We start from the raw sequence: 21,185 nt of genomic DNA, 5'->3' as shown, positions 1-21,185 counted from the left end.
ATTGCAAATAGGTAAACAGTCACCAAACGTTGAAACTTATAAATCTCCGGTTCGGTTCAGCTTGCAATCAGAGAAGCGTCCACATAAGCGGCTCTAAACCCGGGCCGCTTCAGGCAAACGTCCCTTTTAAGCAATTGCTTCTCCTACCGCATGACTATACTAAATACAAGCGGCTTCTCTGGAAGGTGGAGCGATGGACACCTCGGATACCTCGAAGCATCGAGGCGATAAGGATCTGTTGCGCTGGCAAACAAAGCTCCTGCCGCTCATGGCCGGTTCGTTGATAGCTCTCGGCGCGGTATTTTTCGTGGCGTGCCTATGGCAATACGATCGCCTCCAGCAGTTCTTCGACCCACCCAAAATGGAACTACGAGAGGAGCTCAAGCGTCTGCAACCAGGCGTTGAGGTGGCACAGACACAGGAGTACCGAGACTGGTACGTTCGCGCGCTGCTGGAAGAAATGGCAATGAAGCGCCGCTACCAGCAAAACAGCGTCGTGGTTCAGGCACGCGTGTGGACCCGGCTCATGGGTTTTCTGACTGGCATGGTGCTGGTGTTCTCCGGGTGCATCTTCATTTTGGGTAAGCTCCGGGAAGACGTCACCGTATCAGGTGATATGAGCAGTGCGAAATGGACACTGATCACATCGTCGCCCGGCGTCGCTCTCGCTTTTTTCGGAAGCGGGCTCATCGCGTTCGCAATCTATTTGCCGGCGACGGTGGAGTCGAGCGACAGCGCAGTCTATCTTCCATCGTACGCGATGGTGCCGCTCTCCGCGGAGAACGGTTCCTTGCCTGCGCCCCAACCCATGCCGCCCGGCGCGAAAGAAAAGACCGCCGAGAAGACAGTGCTTCCGGCGTTACCGCCCGACGTAATCAAACGGATGAAACAAGAGGCCACCAAGAGCGAGTGACACGTGGTTGATGTGAGCCACTCCGGATATGGAGGGTGAAAAGATGCGTTTGAGTCAGTTGATCCTCTCGCTTCTCGCCGTATTGCCCGCTGCCGCGCTCGGTCAGAGTCAGCAGGATGCGGATTACGTCGAGGGCTTCAACGCGTGGCGCAACGCGCAGTATGCGATTGCGAGCGAGCGTTTGTCCCGCTATCGAATTTCGCAACCGTATGCACGGCTATATGAGGTCGATTACTGGCTTGGTACGAGCTGGTGTCGGCTACCGGGAAAGGAGCCGTCGGGGGCGAGCCTTCTCGATTGGGCATATCGATTCGAGTCCATGCCCGAGGACCAGCACGGAAAGTTCAGGAGCGAGCGCGATCTCTGTATTCACGGGGTGAGGGACAAGCCGCAAATGGTGCAGATTCTCGCCGCAGGCCCGGCTACGTCGCACGTCGAGGGGAAGATCTACTATGTGGCGGGCCAGCACGATGGCAGCGGTCTCGACGCGCCGCCCTTGCACGTCACGAGACCGTTGCCCGCCGAGGAGTACGCTAAGCGCATATTTCCACGCGCCAGGCTCGAAGATGCCCGCGCCGCGACGGCACAGCGCGTTCCTGGCGCCACGGTCGTGTATGCTTCCGGCCGCTTCGTTATCGCCAGCCTCTCGCCGCAACATACTGCATCGCAGCTAGCGCAGATCTCGGCGCGCCTCGAACATTTCCTGACTTACCTTCAAGACGAATATGGCATTCGAATGCCCGATTCGGTCATTACGGTTTATTTGGTGCCGGAACCGAAAGCAATGGTCAAGATTGCGAGCGCGTTGCATGGAATATCCGCGCCTCCGACGACATTGGGCTATGCCTTCCAGAACGACTTGTCGGTGGTGTGTGAGTTGACCGGAACCGCTACGGGCACGGTGCTTCACGAACTCTTTCACCTCGCCGCGCACTCGAGCTTTGGCGATATTCCGCAGTTCCTCGACGAAGGGATGGCGGGACTCTACGAAACGTCGACGGTCGTGGACGGACGATACTACGGCGCACCCAACTGGCGCGGCAAGGTGCTGAGAGCAGGGCGCGAAATGGGCTCCGCCGTTCCCCTGTCGGTGGTGATCACGTCTCCGTGGTTTGCCGATGAGCCAACGTTCGCCGCCGGGGATTTTCCTCACCTCGATATGGATCAGCAGGCATATATCCTTGCCGGGGCGCGCTACTTCACGATATGGCTGCAACAGCAAGGCAAGCTGGCGACACTATTCGATGCGATGCGGGATCGGACGATGCCGGATCAGTATGTTTCCGCCGACAAGCAAGCCCTCCAGATCGTAGAGAAAGTAACGGGCAAGCCGATGGATCAACTCGAACGTGACTTCGGTGAATGGCTGCTTATGGCTGAACGGGTCGAACCTGGCCAACAGTTTCCTGGGGCAAGGAAGGTCGCGTCTCACACAGAGACGATAGAGAAAGAAATCCCTCGCGAGTTCATCGATCGCGAGGTGCCAACGCAAATAGGGCACTGATGCATGCAGCGCTTCGCTTTACAATATCCATGGAATATCTATTCCGCATTATAATCGAGCATGGTCAAAACTCTGAATGAGAATTTATATCAAAATAGAAAGACATTAATCCAATATGTCGATTTAAAGAAGGATCAGTGACTTTCCCGATGGGCTGCATGTCGATCGACCGGGAAGCGCACGTGTGGAAACGGTCGGGAGCCGTCGGCAGACAGACCTGCATTGTTCTTGAAATAAAGAAAAAATCACCTATCTTATGTCTTCAATGCATTTAATAATTTAGAATTATGAAACGTATTTAAGTTGATCTTTAATCGGGGTAGTGAGAATGATCGCAGACGTCATCATGTGTCTATCGCGTGTCACGCATCAATGATTTCCGACTCAAGACTCAACTGGATAACATCAGAAATTGACTTATAAGGAAAAATAGAAAGTTAATTTTCCTGTTGATATTTTCACCATTGCCGGTCAGCGATTTCTGGCTGCCTTGGTGTATCGAAAACGGTTACGGGCCGACAGAATCTCTCGAGTAGCGGGTGGACAGCTCGCTGTGTCTGTAACGGCGGAGGTCAAGCCATGCCTATCAAGTCTCACGCCGAGAAGGCCGCCGCCCATGCGGCAAAGAAGCATCGTCTTCATGAGCCGCTAGTGGTCGACATGGCAGAAGCTCGACATTCCGAGACGGGAAAGCCAATCTACAGATTCAAGCTGGTTGATGCTGACAAGGGTAACGGTCCCGCTTGTACGATCTTGATCGACGACCACGGCCACGTGCTCGAATCCAGTCTGGCTCTCGAGCGAGGTTTTGAGCGGCCGGTCTTGGGTTCGCCGGCCATACCAGCCATGGCGCCCATCACGATTGCTCCCGACACAAACGTCCTGCTGCTGGACCCCGGCGAAACGTTCGATGAAACGCTGACGGTCACGATCCCAAAGAACGCCGGTCCGGGCAAGGCGGACATTTATTTTCTCGCGGACACGACCGGGTCGATGGATTCGATTCTGTCCGCGGTCCAGGTCGGTGCGAACAACGTCCTCGCGTCGCTCAATGCGCTCGGGTCCGATCTGATGTTCGGCGTCGGGAACTATAAGGATTTTGCAACCGGCGACCCCTACGGTTTTCAGCATCAGGTCAGTCTGACCAATGTTGCCGCTTCGGTTACGGCAGGCATCAACGGCTGGTCTGCGAACGGCGGCGGCGACTCGCCCGAAGCGGCGCTGTTTGCGCTCAACAGCCTTGCCACGCCGCCAGGCGCCGGTATCGGCTGGCGCGCGGGGAGCAAGCGCATCATCGTCTGGTTCGGGGACGCGCCCAGTCACGATCCGATCTGCAGTGATGTGTCCGGTGGGCCTACTGTGACGGAGGCAAGCGTCACCGCGCGCCTTGTCAAAGAGGGCATTGTCGTACTTGCCATTTCGACCGCGACGCCGGGCCTTGACGACGATCCGACCGCCGGCGCCACGGGCTACCTGGCACAATGCGGTGCGCCGGGCGGTACGCAAGGACAGGCTACCCGCTTGACGAGCGCAACGGGTGGTGTGCTTGCCGTGGGCATCAATGTGGGAAATATCGTCAAACAGATCATCGCACTCGTGAAAGCCGCGGTCGGATCGATACAAAACGTGAAGCTCGTTCCATCGTCAGGGATTGCGCCTCTCGTGACGCTGATTGATCCGCCTGCGGGATATGGTCCGCTTGCCGGCGACGAGCGTCACGTGCTGAGCTTCGAGGTGAGATTCACAGGTACGGCTTGCCCAGCGCAGGACCAGGTCGCGACAGGAACCCTTGATGTCGTGGCGAACGGCAAGACTGTCGCAAGGAAGGCAGTCAGGATAACGGCGCCGGCGTGCCGGTTTGTCTATACGGTCGACTTCGTCTGCGGGGAAGTAACCGGCTGCGGCTGCGAATGTTCGCCTGAGCAGAAGGGCGGATATGCTACCTCGATCGCGATCCACAACTATTCGCTCAAACCCGTGGAAATCGTCAAGCGGTTCGTACCTGTCGTGTTGTCCGGCGCCGCGATCGGGAGGGAGCCACGCACCGCGAGCGCGCTTGCAGAAGATCGGATCGTGCTGCCTGCACAGTCCTCGACGATGGATGACTGCTGCCGGATCGCGGCCCGATTGCTGGGTGCCGCACCACCCACCTCCCTGCCCATTAGCGCCGGTGTGCTCGAGATCACGGCAAGCGCCGATGTTTCGGTCACGGCCGTCTATACCTCGTCGGGATTGACGGCGGACCGTCGCGTTTCGATCGACGTCAAACAGGTTAGTGCTCGCCGATAGGCGCTTTTCAGGAGAACGGCCGTGTCGCATATTACTGGAACGGTTCAGGTCCTTGGCGCACCGCTCATCATTGGCCCTGGCGTCACGGTGTTCAATCCGCCGGCGTCACCCGCTCCGGGAGGCACGAAGTATCTGGTGCTGCATTTCCAGAACCTCAACTTCCAGCCCGGCGATGAACTGCAGATCAATCTTGGCTACGATGTCGACCGATTCACGGCCGCCGACGGGCCGTCTTTCTGGACCCGGCCGGTCAATGTCTATGCCTTCCCGGCGGGCGTTCAGATCACGTATGTCGCGGCGGGCCCCGGTACTGGCAGCGTACAACTCGACCAGTATGGTCGCGGCGAGCGGCACCAGGGCGAATCGGGGCATCCCAGTTTTTCGAACTGCGATCCGTTTTATCAGCCGCCCGCGTATGAGGAGCCGACCTACGATCCCTTCTGGTATTGTGCGAACCCGCCCAACTGGGAAAATGCCGCGTGTGCAGCGCCTTCCACGGATGTCCGTGCGCGGGTCTCGCGCAGCGTTGGGATGATCCTGTCCGTCGAGGCGAGCGACTTTACGGGCATTCAGCAACTCTCGACCTGTTCGGTCACCCTCGTCGACACGGACAAGGTCATCACGGCGGGGCACTGCCACACGCCCGCGGAAGCGCTGAACGGCTCGATCACCTTCGACTACCAGACTCAGTGCGACGGAAGCCGGCCGGCCGGATACAATCCGCGCTTTTACAAGGTGAAGGCGGTGCTCGCGCACCGCTATGATTCGACCGGCGACTACAGCCTGCTGCAGTTGGCCGAAGCGCCCGCGGGGATTCCGGTCATCCAGATGCGCCCGGATCTTCCCGGCGCCGGTGAGCAGATATTTGGCGTGCACCATCCAAACGGTGCCGTGAAAAAGCTGTCGATACCCCATGGCCAGGGATTCGACACGATCGTCAACAGCAGCGCATCGGCAATCAATGTTCTCACCAACTTCCATGTTTCGGGCGGTAGTTCTGGCTCCGGGCTGTTCGATGCCGCCGGACGGATCGTCGGCATTCTGTCGAATGGCACGCCCTGCTCGGGCAGCCTGCTGAACTACTTCCCAATCGCGACGATGCTGCAGCTTGTCGCTCCGTCGCCGCCCCCGCCGGTCACACGTGACGTCATGCTGGTGTTCGACCGCTCCGGCAGCATGTCGCTCGACGACGGCACGGGTCGGCCCAAGATCGATGCGGCCCGCGACGCGCTGTCGTTATTCGTTCAACTCGTGAAGTCCGATGCCGGCAATCGCCTCGGTCTGGTTTCATTCAGCACCTCGGCCAGTTCGCCGGTCGACTTCGCGATCAGCGATGTCACACCGGCGTCCAAGGCCGCGCTGATTGGCCCGCCGCCCTACATTGCGGGCCTGTTGCCCGGCTTGGTCCCCGACGGGATGACTAGCATCGGTGGGGGGCTCGGCGCCGCGCAGGGACAATTGTCCGGTGCGGGCGGGCCCAATCCGAAGGCAATCCTGTTGATGACAGACGGGCTGCAGAACCAGCCGCCCATGATTGCGGACGTCGATGGCTTGCTTGCCGGCACGACCGTTCACGCAATCGGCTTCGGCAGCGAATCGAATCTCGACGGCGCGTTGCTTCAGGCGCTCGCCGCATCGCATGGCGGCCTGTACACGCGCGCGAGCGGTGGATTGTCATTGGAGAAGTTTTACGCTGCCGCGTTTGGCAACATATTCGAATACGGCATCCTGATGGACCCCGAATTCGATTTGCCGGCAAATCAGGCGGCCGGCACGGCGCTGCCATTTCGCATTTGTGGAGAAGAGGCCATCACCGTCGTGGCGGGTTGGGACAACGCGGGCGGGAGCCTATACGCGGAAGTCACGACGCCAGGCGGCGCGGTGATCACAATCAATGCGCCGACGACCGAGACAGCGTCGGGCAGAACCTGGACGTTCCTGCGGGTTCCGCTCCCAATTGGCGGCGAGCGAGACGGGCTCTGGAGTGTCAACGTTGTAAGACCTGGTGGGGGAGGCGAGTTTCCGCCGCCCGCACCGGCGCTGCGCTACTTCGTCAACATCATCCCGAGCGGCGGGCCGAGCATGCGCCGCTTCCGCGAAAAGCCGCGCTACTACACAGGCGACACGATTAACCCAATGGTGCTCATTCGCTACGACGACGGTGGCTGGCCCGACGGCATGAGCGCGTCGATGACCGTCTCGTATCCCGACACGAGCGTCGGCAACGTCATCAGCCAGGCGGGTCTCGCACCCGCGGGCGCGGTCGACGCAGACGGCATTGCGCCTCGCCAGGCGACACTGCAGGCGATCGAGCAGTCCAGCGGCAAGCCGGTCGTCACTTACGTCGACACCACGTTCGATCTCGCGAACGACTCTTCGAACACCGACGGCGCTTTCGAAGCCACGGCGACGTTCGGCAAGCCACTGGTCGACTTTCTGAAGGCGGAAGGCAACTACACGTTTCACGCGAAGGCGACCTATGGCGACGACTGCATGGGCATGCGCGAGCTGACGTGGTCGATCCACGTCGAGGTCGGCATCGATCCGGACAAGACGACCGCCACCACGACGGATCTGCCTCCGGGAGCGGATGGGCATTCGTGCGCGCGCATGGTGTTCACGCCACGCGACAAGTACGGCAATCTCCTCGGGCCGGGAAGGACAGATGGCTTCACGGTCGCCGCGCAACCCGGCGGCACACTCTCGGGTCCCGTGACCGATCGCGGCGACGGCTCTTATCAGGTCGACGTCTGCATGGATCCCGGGCTGCTCGAACCCCCGCAGATCGGTATCGTGCAACCAGGACGCGACCCTGTCGTCGTCACGTCCAGCAACTTCCGGTTATTCATGTACAGCGTCGAATTCCTGTGCGGCGAGCAGCACGACGATTGCTGTGGATGCGCTCCGGTGCGTCCTGGGCATTATTCGACCGAAATCAACATTCACAACTGGCAGGACAAAGCCGCTCCGGTCGTCAAGCGGGTGATTCCGCTGGTTCTTGCCGGCGCGGTCAAGGGACGGGAGCCGCAGTTCAGCGCGGCCGCCACGCTCGAGACGCTTTTGCTGCCCGCACACCACGCGACAATGGACGATTGCTGCAGGCTCGCCGAACTGCTCCTCGGGGCTCCTCCTGCGCAGGCCTTGCCGCTCACGACAGGAATTCTGGAGATCGCGAGCACGGTGGAACTGAGCGTAAGCGCCATATACACGGTCACGGACCTGCAGGGCAATGGACCTTCGATCACCGTTCAGCAAATCCAGCCGAGGACGCTTGCTGTGTAGAAAATCGACGCTAGCGGTCGCACGAGAGTTAGTGGGATTCGTATTTGCCATCGGCAAGCAAGCGTTGTCCGCATCGCTTCACTAAGTTCGGCGCTCAGGTTGTTGACGCAGATATAAGACAGATCCAGAAGCAGTGACGGTGGGAGCTCGCCATGAATTGTTGCGCATTCCGTCGGGATATCTTCCTTAAGATCGAACGGGTCACGGCATACAGCCCGCTGGCTCCGCAGCCGTGCGCCCGCCGTTGGGGGCGGGACGCCATGTTCAATCCGGGCCACGAACTCGGACGGGTGCAGCCAGGTGAGATTGTCGCGACCACACTCGATGCGCTCGTTTACCGTGAGTACTTTGACAGCCACTACACGCATCCAAACACGGCGATGCTCGTGCCCGCCGACGTCAACGAGCCGCCGTGGGACCGGAGGGTTCCAGGCTGCGTGCTTTATGCGAGGCCGGGTGAACGGCTGTATATCCACGTTTTGAATGGCGATCCGGTCGATTGCCACAGCTTCCACCTGCACGGGCTGAGCTACGGCATCGAATCGGATGGTGCTTGGCCGTTTGGCGTGAGCGCGCGATCGGGGCGGAGAAGCGACGAGATTCGACCCGGCGAGAGTTGGACCTACGTGTTCGACGCGACGGAGCAAACGATCGGCGCGTGGCCGTTCCACGATCACGTGCGCAATGTCCAGGCAAACGTGAACCGGGGACTGTTCGGCGCGCTGATCGTGCGCGACCCGAAGGCGCTGCGCCCCGACCACGAGATTCCGCTTTTCGTTCACCAGTTGCAAGGCGCTTCGCTTTCGGAGACGTTCCAGAGCTCGACGCTCAGTCACGGCGGCATCTACCCGCACACGTTCGCCTCGGCGGGAACGGTCGCATATCATTGCAAGATCCACGGCATGTCGATGGCGGGAACCGTCATCGTGGATCCCTCGGCACCCACGGGCAACCGAGCGGTCTCGATCGGAGACAACTTCTTCAATCCGGCCAGCGTCAGCATACGGCCGGGCGCATCGGTGACTTGGACGAACGATGGCAATTTCGATCACATCGTCTATGCGCCTGGCGGCGGTGCTGCGACGTTCTGCCTGAACGGGCGCGCGTACGTCGGCAACACCCCAACGATTGAAGTTCGCCCCGGTCAGCGGCTTCGCTGGTACCTCTGCAACCTGGATCTCGGAACAGTCTGGCACAACGTTCACCCGCACTCGGCGCGCTGGCAGCTTCCTGCACCGAGCGGGGGTGCAACAGACGTTCATGCGCTGAGCCCTGCTCAAACTTATGTGATGGATACCGAGGCGCCGCCGGCCATTCGTGTTCCCTGCGCGCTTGCGCCGTTGCAGTGCGACCCGCCCGAAGCCGGATGCCGGATTCCCGTGAAAGGCGAGTTTCTCGTCCACTGCCATCTCGAAGAGCACATGATGTCCGGGCTCGCGGGGCTCGTGCGATCAAAGGACTGGATTTGGGTGTCCAAGGAGGCATTGGCGGCAATCGACATGCTGCTGCCCTATGACGACGACACCAATGAAGTCGGATGGGTCGATCTGAAGCGATGCGGCGAACATTGCCCGACGGGAAAGCATCCGCACGAGCCGTCCCCTCCGCCGAAGACACCGCTCGGCGAGCACACTCCGCAACACGAACACGAAACGGATGCCAGGGCTGAGCACGCGGCGGCGCCGACGCCGACATCCATGGCCGGAATGGCCGCAGCGGAATCTCCGATGGAAACAATGCCGGGAATGCCGGAGCCTCTGGACATCTGCGTCGCCGCAAAGGAGGGCGTCTGGGAATTGCTGCCGTGCGACTCGAAGGTGCTCGCTGTCCACGCCGTGCTCATGCACACCGGCCGGGTACTGTTCTTCGCCGGTTCCGGGAATAACGTGCCGCGATTCAATGCACATGATGTCCGCAGCGTCGTCTGGGACTACCAGGCCGGCACCTTTCACACGCCGGTCACGCCGTTTGACGTCTTTTGCGCCGGCCAGACGGTCTTGCCCGACGGGAAGGTACTCGTCGCGGGCGGGACACAGCAGTACGATCCGTTCATCGGCCTTCACTCATCCTGGTTCTTCGATCCTTTGCTGGAAGAATGGATCCGGCTCGGCGACATGGCTTTCGGGCGCTGGTATCCGACGCTCGTGACGCTGGGGGACGGCCGCGCGATCGCCGTCTCGGGCATCAGTGAGGCAAGCGAAGTGTTTGCGCCGATGACGGGGTGGTCGACGCTTCCTCATGGGACAAATCTACCCCTCTATCCGCATATGCTCGTCCTGGCCGACGGCACGACGTTCTACACGGGCGGCCAGCTCGGTCAGGCGGTTCTCGATGCGCGGAAGATCGATCCCTTCACCGCGGCCGAGACAATCGTCCCGGGTTTGCGCAACCAGAACAATCGCGACGAAGCATTCAGTGTGTTGCTGCCACCAGCCCAAGCTCAGAAAGTGATGGTTTTCGGCGGCGGGGGGCCACAGCACGCCACGAAACATACTGACATCGCCGATCTGAACTCGGCCGCGCCGCACTATGTCGCCGGTCCCGACATGCTGCACGCTCGCGGGCTGCACAACTGTGTGATTCTTCCTGACCGAAAAGTCCTCGTGAGCGGCGGCGGCTATCGCGGCGAGACACGCGGCGATGCCGTTCACCAAGCGGAGATGTATGATCCGGCAACGAATGCATTCCATCCCGCCGGAACGCAGTTGGTGTCGCGGCTCTATCACTCCATCGCGCTGCTCTTGCCTGACGGCCGGATCGTCACGGCAGGATCCAATCCCGATCGCGGTGACGATGAGTTGAGGATGGAGTTGTATCACCCACCGTATCTTTTTCGCGGGCCGCGACCTTTCATTCAGGAAGCACCGGAGCAGTGGTTGTACGGCACCACGGTCGCCATCCATACGCCGCAGGCGGCAGAGATCAAGTGGGTGCACCTCATCCGACCCATGGCCGTCACGCACTCGAACGATACGTCGCAGCGCCTCCTCGACCTGCCGATCCGCGAGCGGGATGTCTGCCATCTGCACGTCGCCGTTACCGACAATCCGAACTTGGCGCCGCCGGGCTGGTATCTGCTCTTTCTGTGCAATGAGGCAGGCATTCCGTCGGTGGCGAGGTGGGTTCATCTCGATCGCAAGGTGCTCATCCCAAAGATGGTCGTCAGCGAAAAGGTTCCGCCGATGCAGATGAAGATGCAGCACGAGCACATGCCAGGGTTCCCGATCCCGGGCTTTCCGCCGACGCACCACGAATGAGGGGATTTCCGGAGGAGTTCAGACCACCCGTCGCACTGTTAACCAATATTTTCGGTTGCCGAGCCGGCCAAGCCGAGCTGTGTCCGGTAGTCGGTCAATAGCGCTTAATTGCTTGTGGAGTTCAGAACAGAGGCATTCGCGAGCCGGTTCGCAACCGGGCGCGCCTGCCTGCATCGTCGGGCTCGCCGTTGAACGCGCGTGGCACATAGTGAAAGAGCAGCGCGGTCGATGCGCTTCCCTGCCTTCCCTGCGGCGGTTCGTCCCGCCAATGCGGCAATTCGCAACCGCCGAAGAGGACGGCGTCGCCGGTGCGCTGCACGAGCGATATGGGACCGTTGCCCGTTTGAAACCACAACGGCCATGGATCCCCCGCGGGCACATCGGGATTGTCGACGTCGGATCGCGAGCAATGGTCATGCAGTAGAAGACACAACGACCGGTTCAGTTCGAGATCACGGAGCAGACTCGTCAGAGCGTGCAGTCTGGTTCGAATCGCCCAGACTTCCGGAAGCTTCAACGGCGGCTTCTGTCCAGTGAGCTTGTCTTTGTTCTATGTCGTCGGCCACCAGCCATAGGTACACCGCTGAATTGGGCCCGGTTGTCGACCAATCCCACTTTTTGGGGAAGCGCCCTCAACAACCAAGAACTATATTGAGCGGAACCGCCGAGGGCAATTTGTCCGCCCAGCGCGCTGGATTGAGAACTTTGCGGCCCGCCCTAGGCACATGAGGCGCGTCGATCGGTGTGCGCGCGCCGGCGAAAAAAGTTGCAAGTTCAACACCCCATCCTTTTGGCTTCCTTTTGGCCGGGCTCTCGGTTGCTTTGCGTTCGCGTCACCGAACAGATGCATCTTTGCGCGGGGCGCACTGCATGGCGCAGGTCAGGGTTGCGGTTTTGAACGGGGAATTCTCGCCTCATCGCATCTTGTCGTTCAAGACTGCCGACACGGGTTACGCAGATGCATCGGGCCAGCGTCGGCCGGCAGTCGGTGGGCAGAACAAACCGTGCAACCATGTCGCAAGCTATGGGTACTTGATGAAATCTTCCTCCTGCGCAAGATATTGGCCCAGATGTGCGGCGGACGTGATCTGACCAGGCTACCCGCGCTCTCAGAGTATGGCGTGCTGCAACTGATCGGTGAAGTCGGCACCGACCTGAGCATCTGGCCCACCGAGAAACATTTCACCGTGTGGGCCGGGCTGGCGCCGCCGGGTAGCCACGACAGCGGCAAACGCAAGAAAGGCGTGCGCCGCGGGCGTAATCGCACAGGCCAACTGTTTTGCATGATGGCGCAGAGTCTGGTGCGCAGTAAGGCCATCGCGCTCGGAGGTTTTTACCGGCGCCTCGCCGCGCGTCGCGGCGGTCTCATCGCGACCAAGGCGCTGGCGCGCAAACTCGCTGGCTGGTTCTGGCGCGTCATGGTCAAGGGAGATGACTATGTCGAGCAGGGCTCGCGTGCTATGAGGAGCAGGTCCGCAAGATCAAGGAACGCGCTCTGAAGCGGCTTGCCAAGGAACTGGGACGCGAACTCGTTCCGCTATCGACCGTTGATCACGCAACCGCCTGAATATCATCGACACGGAAGGTTCATGGAAAGTTGTCACTGATTTCCGCAAATGACCCGAACGCCTCGCCGAGCTGCCTCACGCGCTCAACATCTTCGCCGTGCGGATAGATTGAAGTGGTCGAGATCGACGCGTGGCGGAGGTTATCCCTGACCGTGACCAGTTTCACCGTACCGCGGCCGCATCGTCCCAATTGTGCGCGATCGCATGGCTGGCGCGCCGCCGACGAAGGCGGGCCAGTGTGCTGCGTGCCATGGCGCCCGTGGCGCGGTCGTGCTCCAGACACCGGCAAACTGCGAGCACACGTGAAAGAGAGCGCGCACGCCGTTCGTCCGGCAGTGAGAGTTCGTCGATGATCGGCCAGCTAGCCAGATCGACTTCGCCGGGAAGTGCTGCATGGTCGTTCAATGCCGGCCCTGCATGCAGCCGTGCGTGTCGCGTCATCGTGAGCCTCCGCCAGGGCGTCGGCCGTTACGACACAAAATTAGTTGAAAATGCGCCTTGCGCCATGACATTAGTTGCTGGCAGACGGCGCAGTAGTATTCGAGTTTTGTTGAAAAGATCTTGGCTTTGCGGAAATGTGCGGCAAGGGTTTTCGGCGACTTCTGCGCTGCACAAGAATAGACACGAGTTTAGTTACGCGAGCGTTTCATCTACAATACGGCGTCAATCTTCAACCGGAGTCGGTACGCCCATTTCATGGGGGAGATGCGATGCCCAATGAGTACACGATCTACAAGCGCGACGAGACGTTCTACATCCGCGATCTGAAGGGGAATCGATGGAGTCTGCAGCATCGCTACGGAGACCGAATCCCTAGCGATGGCTCGCCGATCGACCCTGCTGAAGAGATACTGCTCGAGAATGCCAGGAGCATCGTTCGAAAAATTCCCAAGGGCCCATCCGCGCCTACTTACAACAGGTTTTCAAACACCACGAACTGGTCATTCGCTCAACGGGCCTCACGAACAGTTTACGGCGGAGTCCATGGAGGGGCGAATGCGCTGTTTCTTCAAGGAAGCTGGGCCTGGAGGGTCCCTTTTGGCAGCAAGAAAACGCCAACTGCACACAGGGTCAGTCATGGTTATATTCCTGATCGTAAACACACCGAAGTGATGAAGGCGGCAACGATGGCCGAAGTCAATCAAGAGCTCTCTGCGACGGAATATGCGCGGAACGCCTGGTTCTTCAATCCGACCAAAGGCCATCGAGACATCCGGTATGAATGGTGTCACCTGGTCGCGCACGGCCTGGGCGGGCCGGATCATCACACCAATATTGTTGCGGCCACGAAATACCAGAACTCGGAACAGCTCATTCTCGAATCCGTACTGCATGACTACCGCATGGAGGGCTTGGAGCTCGTCGTTGAAGCCAAATTAGCCTTGGGCTGGCAACACCTGGCTGAGTCAATCTGGTTCCGCGTGCGCCTTGGAAACAAGGATATTTACTCAAGGACAATGGATGCGAGGCGTGCAACCAAGCCGGATTTCAACGAATACGCTGCGGTCTCGACGGAAATGCGGCGGTATCTGAACAACGGCCTGAGAGCACATTACCCTGGTGGCGACCTCAATATGGATGAATACGAGGCCTTCAAGCAATACACCGGGGCGTTCGTACCAGAGGAATCAACAGGGCTCTGGCAGTCGGCGATGAAGCTTTACTACGGCGAGGGCCCTGATCTGATCGAGTGACGGTGCCACCGTCCTGCGCCCGACGGTCCATGCCGCCGCGGTGTCAGGCAGCCGCACCGCCCAACCCGTAACGCAACGCGCTCGACGCTCACAACGGGGTATTCGTACCTTTCGTGCATGCATGGACCCGACGCCGTTTGCAAGCTTCTTGTTCGTGATGTCGAAACGGTCTGCATGCATGTATCCGGCTTGCCAGATGGGCAGTTGCCGAAGCACGCCCGCAGCCTCGATGAGATCCGCGCACCCCGTCCTTAGCAAAATCGCGGCTTGCCACAAGTGGCAGCCGGCACGAAAGACAGGCTTCAGGATGCTGGTTCAACCTATTTCGTCATCGCTTTGAGAAGCTTCGCAAACCTGTGGGTGGGTGCCGGACAGCGCCCTGATTGCGCGGCGCATTGGTGTCAGCTCCCCAGTTCTCGTCTGCAGTCCAGAATACGCCAGGAAGCACGGCGTGCCGGCATCGCTCGATGAACTTGCGAGCCGTCGCTGTCTTTGCTACAGCAACGCACCGCCCTCCCAGACGTGGTCGTTTCGCGCGAGCGCGACGAGGGGCAAGCCGAGTACCCTCTCCCCGCCAAGCGCATTCGCGTCGAACAACGGGGAGGCCCTGCGCGACGCCGCCTTGCGCGGAGTGGGTCCTGCGATCGTGCCGTCCTTTATCGTCGGCAAAGACCTGATGGAAGGCCGGCTGATCCGGCTCCTTCCGGACGAGCAACCGGAAGACGATGTCATCTACGCCGTCCAGCCGTACTGCGCAAGAAAGGCTCGACCATATAGACAAGCTGCTTGCGAATCTCGCATCTTCGAATGCCAATTGTTGCCATTCGTTGCTGAAAGAATGTTGGCTTACCCAGCGTCGAAATGAAGATCCCCAGTCAGCCTTGCCCGGATACCGGACGCCATGCGAGAGCAGGAACGACTTCAGTCGTTGCCGGGCCTGCTTCAGATCATCCTTGGCGCTTACCCACGCGCGGGCCAGGTCCCGAAAAGCCTCGTCTTCAATCCCGGGGACATATACGGCCGACAAGTCACCAGCACGCAGCGCACGCACCAGCTTGATCGAGTCGCGTCGATCCGTTTTCACGCGCTCATCAGGTTTCTTTGGGATCAGCGATGGCGCACAAACCATACATTCGAATCCTTCCGCGACCAGCCGACGGTAGAGTCCATAACCGCACGGCCCTGCCTCGTAGACGACATGTACATTTCGTCCCTTCGAATGCAGACGCTTGCACAGACGGTCGATATCGCCCTTGGCAGTGCCGTTCCTGCCCAGCACCTCCACATCGCCCATTCCCACTGTGTAGGCGACCGTGATCGACTCTTTGTGGACATCCAACCCAACGTATACCGTGCTATCGTGTTCCATGCTGGCCTCCGTGGTGGAAATCGCCGGGTGTGGCCCTGCCCACACCGTGCGGCTCTGGCAGCAATGCTAACCCGCGTCGGACTCCTCACGTCAGGCCAGCCTGTACCTCACGGAAAGTCATACTGCCTGGCCCGAACCCCACCGATCGAGCGCGACCCGGATCCAAGCACCACATCGCCACCGACGCCAACGGAACGCCGATCGCGGCGATCCTGACTGGTGCCAATCATAACGACGTCACCCAACTTGTTCCGCTGATCGAGGCCATTGTGCCGATCGGCGGCAGGCACGGGCGGCCTTTGAGCCGCCCTGGCTGCGTCTACGCCGACCGGGGTTACGACCACGACAAATACCGACGCGCTCCTCACGAACGCCGTATTCCCACCAGCATTGCGCGGCGCGGCCACCCGCATGGCAGTGGCCTCGGAAAAGTCCGATGGGTCGTCGAACGTACACATGCTTGGCTGCATAATTTCCGCCGTCTACGTATTCGCTTCGAACGTTGCGCTGACATTCATGAGGCGTTCCTCAAACTCGGCTGTTGCTTGATCTGCTGGAACACGCTTCAGCGCGTCCAGCAGTCTTTATGAAACCGTCTCTAAGAGAGGCGGGCTTGCCGATGAAGCTATTGTGGTCTCGGCCGGTTGCTTGCAGTTCCAGGAGTTGTTGCGCACGGCGCTCGCAATGGGCGGATCGAGCAATCCTGGTGGAATCAGATGAGGGGTCGTCGCGATATCCATGCAGAATCTGTGACCAGCACAGTGCTGAGCCGCCTTCAGCAAGGGTTTGCGTTTCCGAGAATATCGCGTGTTCGGCAGTCGCGCACAGCATTGATCTCTACCTGTCCGTGAAAACCGCCAGACCTTGCACGATTCGAGTGGTTATCCAAATGTACGAAAAAGAGACCGAGGTGCGGATATTCATGAAATCCGCAACCGATAGTGGCAGGCGCCGGCGCCGATTCATGAAAAACTGAATTGAGGTTGCACTACTCGCTTCATCGGATCTCCGTGGTTTTCCGGATAGGCGAATCCGAAAGCACCATGGAATCGGGAAGTATCGGCACTGTCGTGAAGGCTGGCACGCACTTTGCATAATGATGTGGCATACACGAAATCATTGATGTGCCTGCAACGAATGCCAATTATTAGGTATACGTAACTGGAGACAAAATGAATAAGAGGGCGGTGGTTTTGGTAGTCTTGATGCATGCACCCGCATTTGCATTTGCCCAGAGCACTGTGACGCTATACGGAATCATTGATGCGGGCATCACCTACACCAACAATCAGGGCGGCCATTCAAATGTCATGCTGGATACCGGTATCCTGCAAGGCAACCGATGGGGCCTGCGTGGTGTCGAGGATCTGGGTGGTGGCCTGAAGGCCGTGTTCGTTCTCGAGAATGGTTTCAATCTCAACAATGGCACGCTGGGGCAGGGAGGGCTGCTGTTTGGCCGTACGGCATATGTCGGGCTGCAATCCAGTGTGGCGGGGATGCTGACGTTGGGACGCCAGTATGACTTCATGTACGACTTCATGGTTGAGAATTCTGCGCCGGCTCAGGGAAGCACAGCGGTTGGTTTTCACTTTCTCGACGCTGACCGGATGGCAGGCGAACAACTCAACAACGCGATCAAGTACGTCACGCCAACTATGGGTGGCGTGACATTAGGCGCGTTTTATGCATTCAGTAATGAGGCGGGATCATTCGGCGGGACAGCCGCCGCGCCGCGAGCAGTAAGCTTCGGCGCGAAGTTCGAGCGGGGGCCTCTCGTGATCTCAGGCGCTTATACGAACATCGACGGCACGTCGGGTAGCCTCGTCATGAGCGCGCTGAAGGGGCAGTCTCTGCGGACCATGGGCATTGGCGCACGGTATAAGTTTAACGTCGCTACGGTGTTTGGTAATGCCACAAATTCTCGTGTATCGAATGTGACCGGCGGCGGAAATGCCGTAATCAATAACTATGAAGGAGGGGGGGCATATGATGTTACGCCATTTGTTCGCCTAGCCGGGTCGTACACCTATACGACGTATGACGGATCGCGCTATCACCAGTTCAATACGGCGGCCCACTATCTCTTTTCCAAGGCGACTGATGTTTATCTGGCCGTGAATTACCAACATACCAACAATGAGGCAACCGGAGCGGGCATGTTCCTAATCGCGACGCCCGGAAGCTTCAATAATTTCTCGACCACCGGGAATCAGGTCGCCGTGCGAGTGGGTCTTCGCCACCTGTTCTGATCCGACGTTAATAGCTTCGCACAGCCGTTCGATTCTGGCGTGATAAGGCATCCGTATCATATTGGATTTGGCCAACCTCTAGATCTTACCGCGACAGACCTGGCCGAAACCGTGATGGCAGCGACCGACGGCCGCGGTGTCGAGGGCTTGATCGAAAAGGTGGCTGCGCAAGTCTGGTCGTCCGCGCTGAAATTGCCGGTGTGCGGCGGCCGTGTCGGGACCTGCGGCGCAATCACCGGCGATCAACCGCATGCCGAGTTGCGTGGCGTTTCGAACCGGTAGTTGCAGATATTCGGCTCGACGCTCGGCGGTCTCAACGAGTTCGGAGACCTGTTGAGTTGGGTAGGACGCTCAGGCCGGCGCCCGGCGATTTACTCCCATTACGCTATGGCGGATCTGTACCCCGCACTCGACGGCCTCAAGGCGGGAGGGCGTTGGCAACACCGTCATCGGAATTCGTGAATGTTGATACATGGCCTGGTCAGAGCCTCGCATTTATTTTCTAACACCAGGTAAAGACTAACTATGAAGATATTGGTGGCAGTAAAGCGCGTGGTTGACGCGAATGTTAAGGTTGACGTGAAGTCGGACGGTACGGGCGTCGATCTGAGCAATGTGAAGATGTCGATGAACCCGTTCGATGAGATAGCGCGACGAAGTGGAGCGCGAGAGCGGTGAGTTGGTCTGCATGGCACCGCTCCGCTGCTCGGCATGAAAAAGCACCTGAACCGGATGGCGAGCGGCACGCTCGAGGTCGAGAAGTTTGAGCGCGACGTCGCGCAAGCGGATGCTTCACAGGATCTGCGCGAAGGCTCGCTTGCGTGGAAACAGGAGGCTCAAGCCAGTGTGCGGGCGAGTAGGCCTGTGGGCGGTTACAAAAGAAAAGGAAACCATCAATGGAAATCGACGAAAAGCTGGTTCTCGCGCGCCTGTATGGCGAGCATGTGTCGCCGCCGCCCATCACGGCAACGCTCGGCGGGACATTTGTTTCATTGAGCGATGACGCGCTAGAGGCCGAGTACATAGGCACCGCGGCATTCATGAACCCGGCAGGCCAGGTGCAGGGGGGCATGCTATGCGCGATGCTCGACGATGTAACCGCGACGCTAGTGACCTCCACGTTGGGCGAAGGCGAGCACTGCGCGACCCTGAACCTGAACACGTCGTTCCTGCGGCCCGCGAAGGCCGGCAAGCTGATTGGTTGCGCAACGCTGGTGCGCAGGGGGCGCGGCGTCTGCAACGTCAACGGGGAACTCTGGCAGGACAAGAAACTCGTCGCGACGGCGACGGCAGTGTGCATGATTGTTGCGCGATGAGCCGCCCGTTCATCGGTGGGTGGAACTAACTGTCAGGCCTGCGCGCCACGCGCAAACTCGTGCCACGGCGAAGGCGATGTAATGGACGCATCCCTCCCGCGTCGAGTCGGAGAGGCCGCAGAAACGGCGGCGCCCTCGCTGTACCCGACGGCATCAGAGTGCCAAAGTTGGTTGTCTGTCAACGACCACTGAGAGTAAGGAGGGCTCAAAACGAAGCCTAGGACATTCGGGGTAGACTTGGCAAAGCGGGTTTTTCAGGTGCATCCTGTGGACATCGATACGGGTGAAATCAAGCGGCGACAGCTGAAACGGCAGGCTCTCGTGACGTTCTTCGCGAAGCAGCCACCAGTCCCAGGAACGCGGCGGACTCGCGGCCGGGCTTCGCCGATCGACCTCATGACCGAAGCTCGCGAAACGGCGCGCCTAGTAATGGGCGCTGTCACGCGCTTCCATGGCGATCACGGCTGGCGGTTGGACCATGTCTTCTGATTTGTATTAGCCGGGACTCGATCTGACAGGTAATCGGGCCGATTAAGAAAGAGTCATCAATGGGGGATGAGTTTCTCCTTGGCGAGTTCCAGCGAATCGAGGAAAGTGCGCATTGGCGTCTTGCCAACACCAGCGTCCCTGATGCTCTCGTTCATTGTTGTACTGGTCGAGCCCCGCATCAAGGTCGCTCTGCAAGACGGCGATTGATTCGTAGATTTTTTTGCGGAAGGCGATGCGATAGAACTCGTTGAGCATGGTCTTGTGCAGCCGTTCGACGATTCCGTTGGTTTGCGGCGACTTGGCCTTTGTTCGGGTATGGTCGATGTCTTCCAAAGCCAGATGCAGCTCGTATTCGTGACGCTCGGGGTTGCCGCAGTATTCGGTGCCGCGGTCTGTCAGCACGCGTAGCAGCGGGATGCCGAAGCTGTCAAAGAACGGGACAACGCAATCGTTGAGCAGGTCTGCCGCAGGCAGGGGCGTTTTCCGATCGTAGCGCTTCGCGAACGCGACCTTCGAGTAGGTATCGACGAAAGTCTGCTGGTAGACACGGCCTACGCCTTTGAGGCTGCCGACATAGAACGTGTCCTGCGCGCCGCAGTAGCCCGGACATTCGGACTCGCCTCAGTCAGCACCAACCCCTCCTGGGCGGATTTGGCTTCCAGGGCCTTCAGGCGCTTCGGCATGGTCTCCAGATCGTGGCGCAACCAGATGCTACGGACGCCCTGTGGCGAAACAGAGAGGGCGCGCCATTTGAGGACTTCGTTGGCGATACGCACCTGACCGTAGGCGGGCAATTCGAGGGCCAGTTCGACAACGGCGGTCTCGATCTGCGGATCCACGCCGTTCTTGAGCAGGGGCCGGTGGTGAGAGATCTCGTGCAGCGCCGCTTCACCGCCCCGATCGTACAGTTCCTTAAATCGGTAGAAGCGCTGTCGCGTGAGTAACCCATCACCCGACAGGCCTGACTGACATTGCCGAGTTGCCGGGCCAACTCAAGTATGCCGACCTTGGCACGAATTACCCTCTGCTCCTGAGTTATGGCGGACTCCTTGCTGTTCGCGGCGCGCATTGCCGCTGCAGGCTACACCCTCCGCGCCAGCATGAGAAACCAACCACTGTCAGATTTAGTCTAGGCAGTATGACTTCACGCGAGGTAGACGGCTGGCCTGCCATGAGGAATCAAACGCGGGTTAGCATTACTGCCAGAGCCGCACGGTGTGGACGGTGCCACACCCGGCGATTTCCCGCACGGAGG

At 59.5% G+C, this 21,185-nt stretch carries 12 protein-coding genes and 7 pseudogenes; 15 read left to right on the top strand and 4 right to left on the bottom strand.

The features are described 5' to 3' along the window. Positions 1 to 193: 193 nt before the first annotated feature. The 6 genes and pseudogenes from AB4Y44_RS36160 to AB4Y44_RS36135 all read left to right on the top strand — a co-directional run. Entirely contained in the window at positions 194 to 913 is a 720-nt protein-coding gene (locus AB4Y44_RS36160; protein ID WP_368702204.1) for a hypothetical protein, read from the top strand. Positions 914 to 956: 43 nt separating this feature from the next. After that, positions 957 to 2,417, top strand: coding sequence for a hypothetical protein (locus AB4Y44_RS36155; RefSeq protein WP_368702203.1), 1,461 nt, complete (start codon positions 957 to 959; stop codon positions 2,415 to 2,417). 579 nt (positions 2,418 to 2,996) lie between these two features. After that, positions 2,997 to 4,706, top strand: a complete 1,710-nt coding sequence (locus tag AB4Y44_RS36150) for a hypothetical protein (RefSeq protein WP_368702202.1) — start codon at positions 2,997 to 2,999, stop codon at positions 4,704 to 4,706. 21 nt (positions 4,707 to 4,727) lie between these two features. Beyond that, positions 4,728 to 7,988, top strand: a complete 3,261-nt coding sequence (locus AB4Y44_RS36145; RefSeq protein ID WP_368702201.1) for a trypsin-like peptidase domain-containing protein — start codon at positions 4,728 to 4,730, stop codon at positions 7,986 to 7,988. Between the two features lie 260 nt (positions 7,989 to 8,248). Then, complete coding sequence (locus AB4Y44_RS36140) at positions 8,249 to 11,245, top strand: galactose oxidase-like domain-containing protein (RefSeq protein WP_368702200.1); 2,997 nt, start codon at positions 8,249 to 8,251, stop codon at positions 11,243 to 11,245. 394 nt (positions 11,246 to 11,639) lie between these two features. Next, a pseudogene (locus tag AB4Y44_RS36135) lies at positions 11,640 to 11,729 on the top strand (integrase); the annotation flags it as partial. On the opposite strand, the pseudogene AB4Y44_RS36130 reads toward AB4Y44_RS36135, so the two are convergent. Continuing rightward, positions 11,724 to 11,795 (bottom strand): annotated as a pseudogene (locus tag AB4Y44_RS36130) (integrase); the annotation flags it as partial. The pseudogenes AB4Y44_RS36135 and AB4Y44_RS36130 sit on opposite strands and share 6 nt — an antisense overlap. Positions 11,796 to 11,970: 175 nt before the next feature. Between AB4Y44_RS36130 and AB4Y44_RS36125 the strand changes: the two are divergent. After that, entirely contained in the window at positions 11,971 to 12,744 is a 774-nt protein-coding gene (locus AB4Y44_RS36125) for a transposase (RefSeq protein ID WP_368702199.1), read from the top strand. A 231-nt stretch (positions 12,745 to 12,975) separates the two neighbouring features. Here AB4Y44_RS36125 and AB4Y44_RS36120 read toward each other — a convergent pair whose 3' ends face one another. Further along, the gene (locus tag AB4Y44_RS36120; RefSeq protein WP_368702214.1) at positions 12,976 to 13,218 is read right to left on the bottom strand and encodes a hypothetical protein; all 243 of its coding nucleotides are present in this window, start codon (positions 13,216 to 13,218) and stop codon (positions 12,976 to 12,978) included. 305 nt (positions 13,219 to 13,523) lie between these two features. On the opposite strand from AB4Y44_RS36120, the gene AB4Y44_RS36115 reads away from it, so the two are divergent. Together AB4Y44_RS36115 and AB4Y44_RS36110 are read left to right on the top strand one after the other, a co-directional pair. Next, positions 13,524 to 14,507 (top strand): hypothetical protein, encoded by a 984-nt coding sequence (locus tag AB4Y44_RS36115; RefSeq protein ID WP_368702198.1) that lies wholly within the window; start codon positions 13,524 to 13,526, stop codon positions 14,505 to 14,507. Between the two features lie 364 nt (positions 14,508 to 14,871). After that, the gene (locus AB4Y44_RS36110; RefSeq protein ID WP_368702213.1) at positions 14,872 to 15,372 is read left to right on the top strand and encodes a substrate binding domain-containing protein; all 501 of its coding nucleotides are present in this window, start codon (positions 14,872 to 14,874) and stop codon (positions 15,370 to 15,372) included. Here AB4Y44_RS36110 and AB4Y44_RS36105 read toward each other — a convergent pair. Continuing rightward, positions 15,310 to 15,876 (bottom strand): annotated as a pseudogene (locus tag AB4Y44_RS36105) (transposase); the annotation flags it as partial. The gene AB4Y44_RS36110 and the pseudogene AB4Y44_RS36105 sit on opposite strands and share 63 nt — an antisense overlap. A 128-nt stretch (positions 15,877 to 16,004) precedes the next feature. On the opposite strand from AB4Y44_RS36105, the pseudogene AB4Y44_RS36100 reads away from it, so the two are divergent. The 6 genes and pseudogenes from AB4Y44_RS36100 to AB4Y44_RS36075 form a co-directional block, all read left to right on the top strand. Beyond that, a pseudogene (locus AB4Y44_RS36100) lies at positions 16,005 to 16,466 on the top strand (IS5 family transposase); the annotation flags it as partial. A 582-nt stretch (positions 16,467 to 17,048) separates the two neighbouring features. Further along, the gene (locus AB4Y44_RS36095) at positions 17,049 to 18,125 is read left to right on the top strand and encodes a porin (protein ID WP_368702197.1); all 1,077 of its coding nucleotides are present in this window, start codon (positions 17,049 to 17,051) and stop codon (positions 18,123 to 18,125) included. Positions 18,126 to 18,239: 114 nt separating this feature from the next. Next, entirely contained in the window at positions 18,240 to 18,407 is a 168-nt protein-coding gene (locus AB4Y44_RS36090; protein ID WP_368702196.1) for a hypothetical protein, read from the top strand. A gap of 243 nt (positions 18,408 to 18,650) precedes the next feature. Beyond that, positions 18,651 to 18,776 (top strand): annotated as a pseudogene (locus tag AB4Y44_RS36085) (electron transfer flavoprotein subunit beta/FixA family protein); the annotation flags it as partial. A gap of 245 nt (positions 18,777 to 19,021) precedes the next feature. Next, positions 19,022 to 19,441, top strand: coding sequence for a PaaI family thioesterase (locus AB4Y44_RS36080; RefSeq protein WP_368702195.1), 420 nt, complete (start codon positions 19,022 to 19,024; stop codon positions 19,439 to 19,441). 237 nt (positions 19,442 to 19,678) lie between these two features. Next, positions 19,679 to 19,789: pseudogene (locus AB4Y44_RS36075) on the top strand (IS110 family transposase); the annotation flags it as partial. Between the two features lie 197 nt (positions 19,790 to 19,986). Here AB4Y44_RS36075 and AB4Y44_RS36070 read toward each other — a convergent pair. Then, positions 19,987 to 20,999: pseudogene (locus tag AB4Y44_RS36070) on the bottom strand (IS481 family transposase). Positions 21,000 to 21,185 lie beyond the last annotated feature (186 nt).

The organism is Paraburkholderia sp. BR10937 (assembly GCF_040965695.1).
Classification (GTDB): Bacteria; Pseudomonadota; Gammaproteobacteria; order Burkholderiales; family Burkholderiaceae; genus Paraburkholderia.
This window is presented reverse-complemented; position numbering and strand designations above follow the sequence as displayed.

What these genes read in the sequence shown, in the direction of transcription:
- AB4Y44_RS36080 (WP_368702195.1), top strand. Translation starts at nt 19,022, where the DNA reads ATGGAAATCGACGAAAAGCTGGTTCTCGCGCGCCTGTATGGCGAGCAT.
- AB4Y44_RS36115 (WP_368702198.1), top strand. Translation starts at nt 13,524, where the DNA reads ATGCCCAATGAGTACACGATCTACAAGCGCGACGAGACGTTCTACATC.
- AB4Y44_RS36095 (WP_368702197.1), top strand. Translation starts at nt 17,049, where the DNA reads ATGAATAAGAGGGCGGTGGTTTTGGTAGTCTTGATGCATGCACCCGCA.
- AB4Y44_RS36140 (WP_368702200.1), top strand. Translation starts at nt 8,249, where the DNA reads ATGTTCAATCCGGGCCACGAACTCGGACGGGTGCAGCCAGGTGAGATT.
- AB4Y44_RS36125 (WP_368702199.1), top strand. Translation starts at nt 11,971, where the DNA reads ATGAGGCGCGTCGATCGGTGTGCGCGCGCCGGCGAAAAAAGTTGCAAG.
- AB4Y44_RS36150 (WP_368702202.1), top strand. Translation starts at nt 2,997, where the DNA reads ATGCCTATCAAGTCTCACGCCGAGAAGGCCGCCGCCCATGCGGCAAAG.
- AB4Y44_RS36155 (WP_368702203.1), top strand. Translation starts at nt 957, where the DNA reads ATGCGTTTGAGTCAGTTGATCCTCTCGCTTCTCGCCGTATTGCCCGCT.
- AB4Y44_RS36160 (WP_368702204.1), top strand. Translation starts at nt 194, where the DNA reads ATGGACACCTCGGATACCTCGAAGCATCGAGGCGATAAGGATCTGTTG.
- AB4Y44_RS36090 (WP_368702196.1), top strand. Translation starts at nt 18,240, where the DNA reads ATGGCAGCGACCGACGGCCGCGGTGTCGAGGGCTTGATCGAAAAGGTG.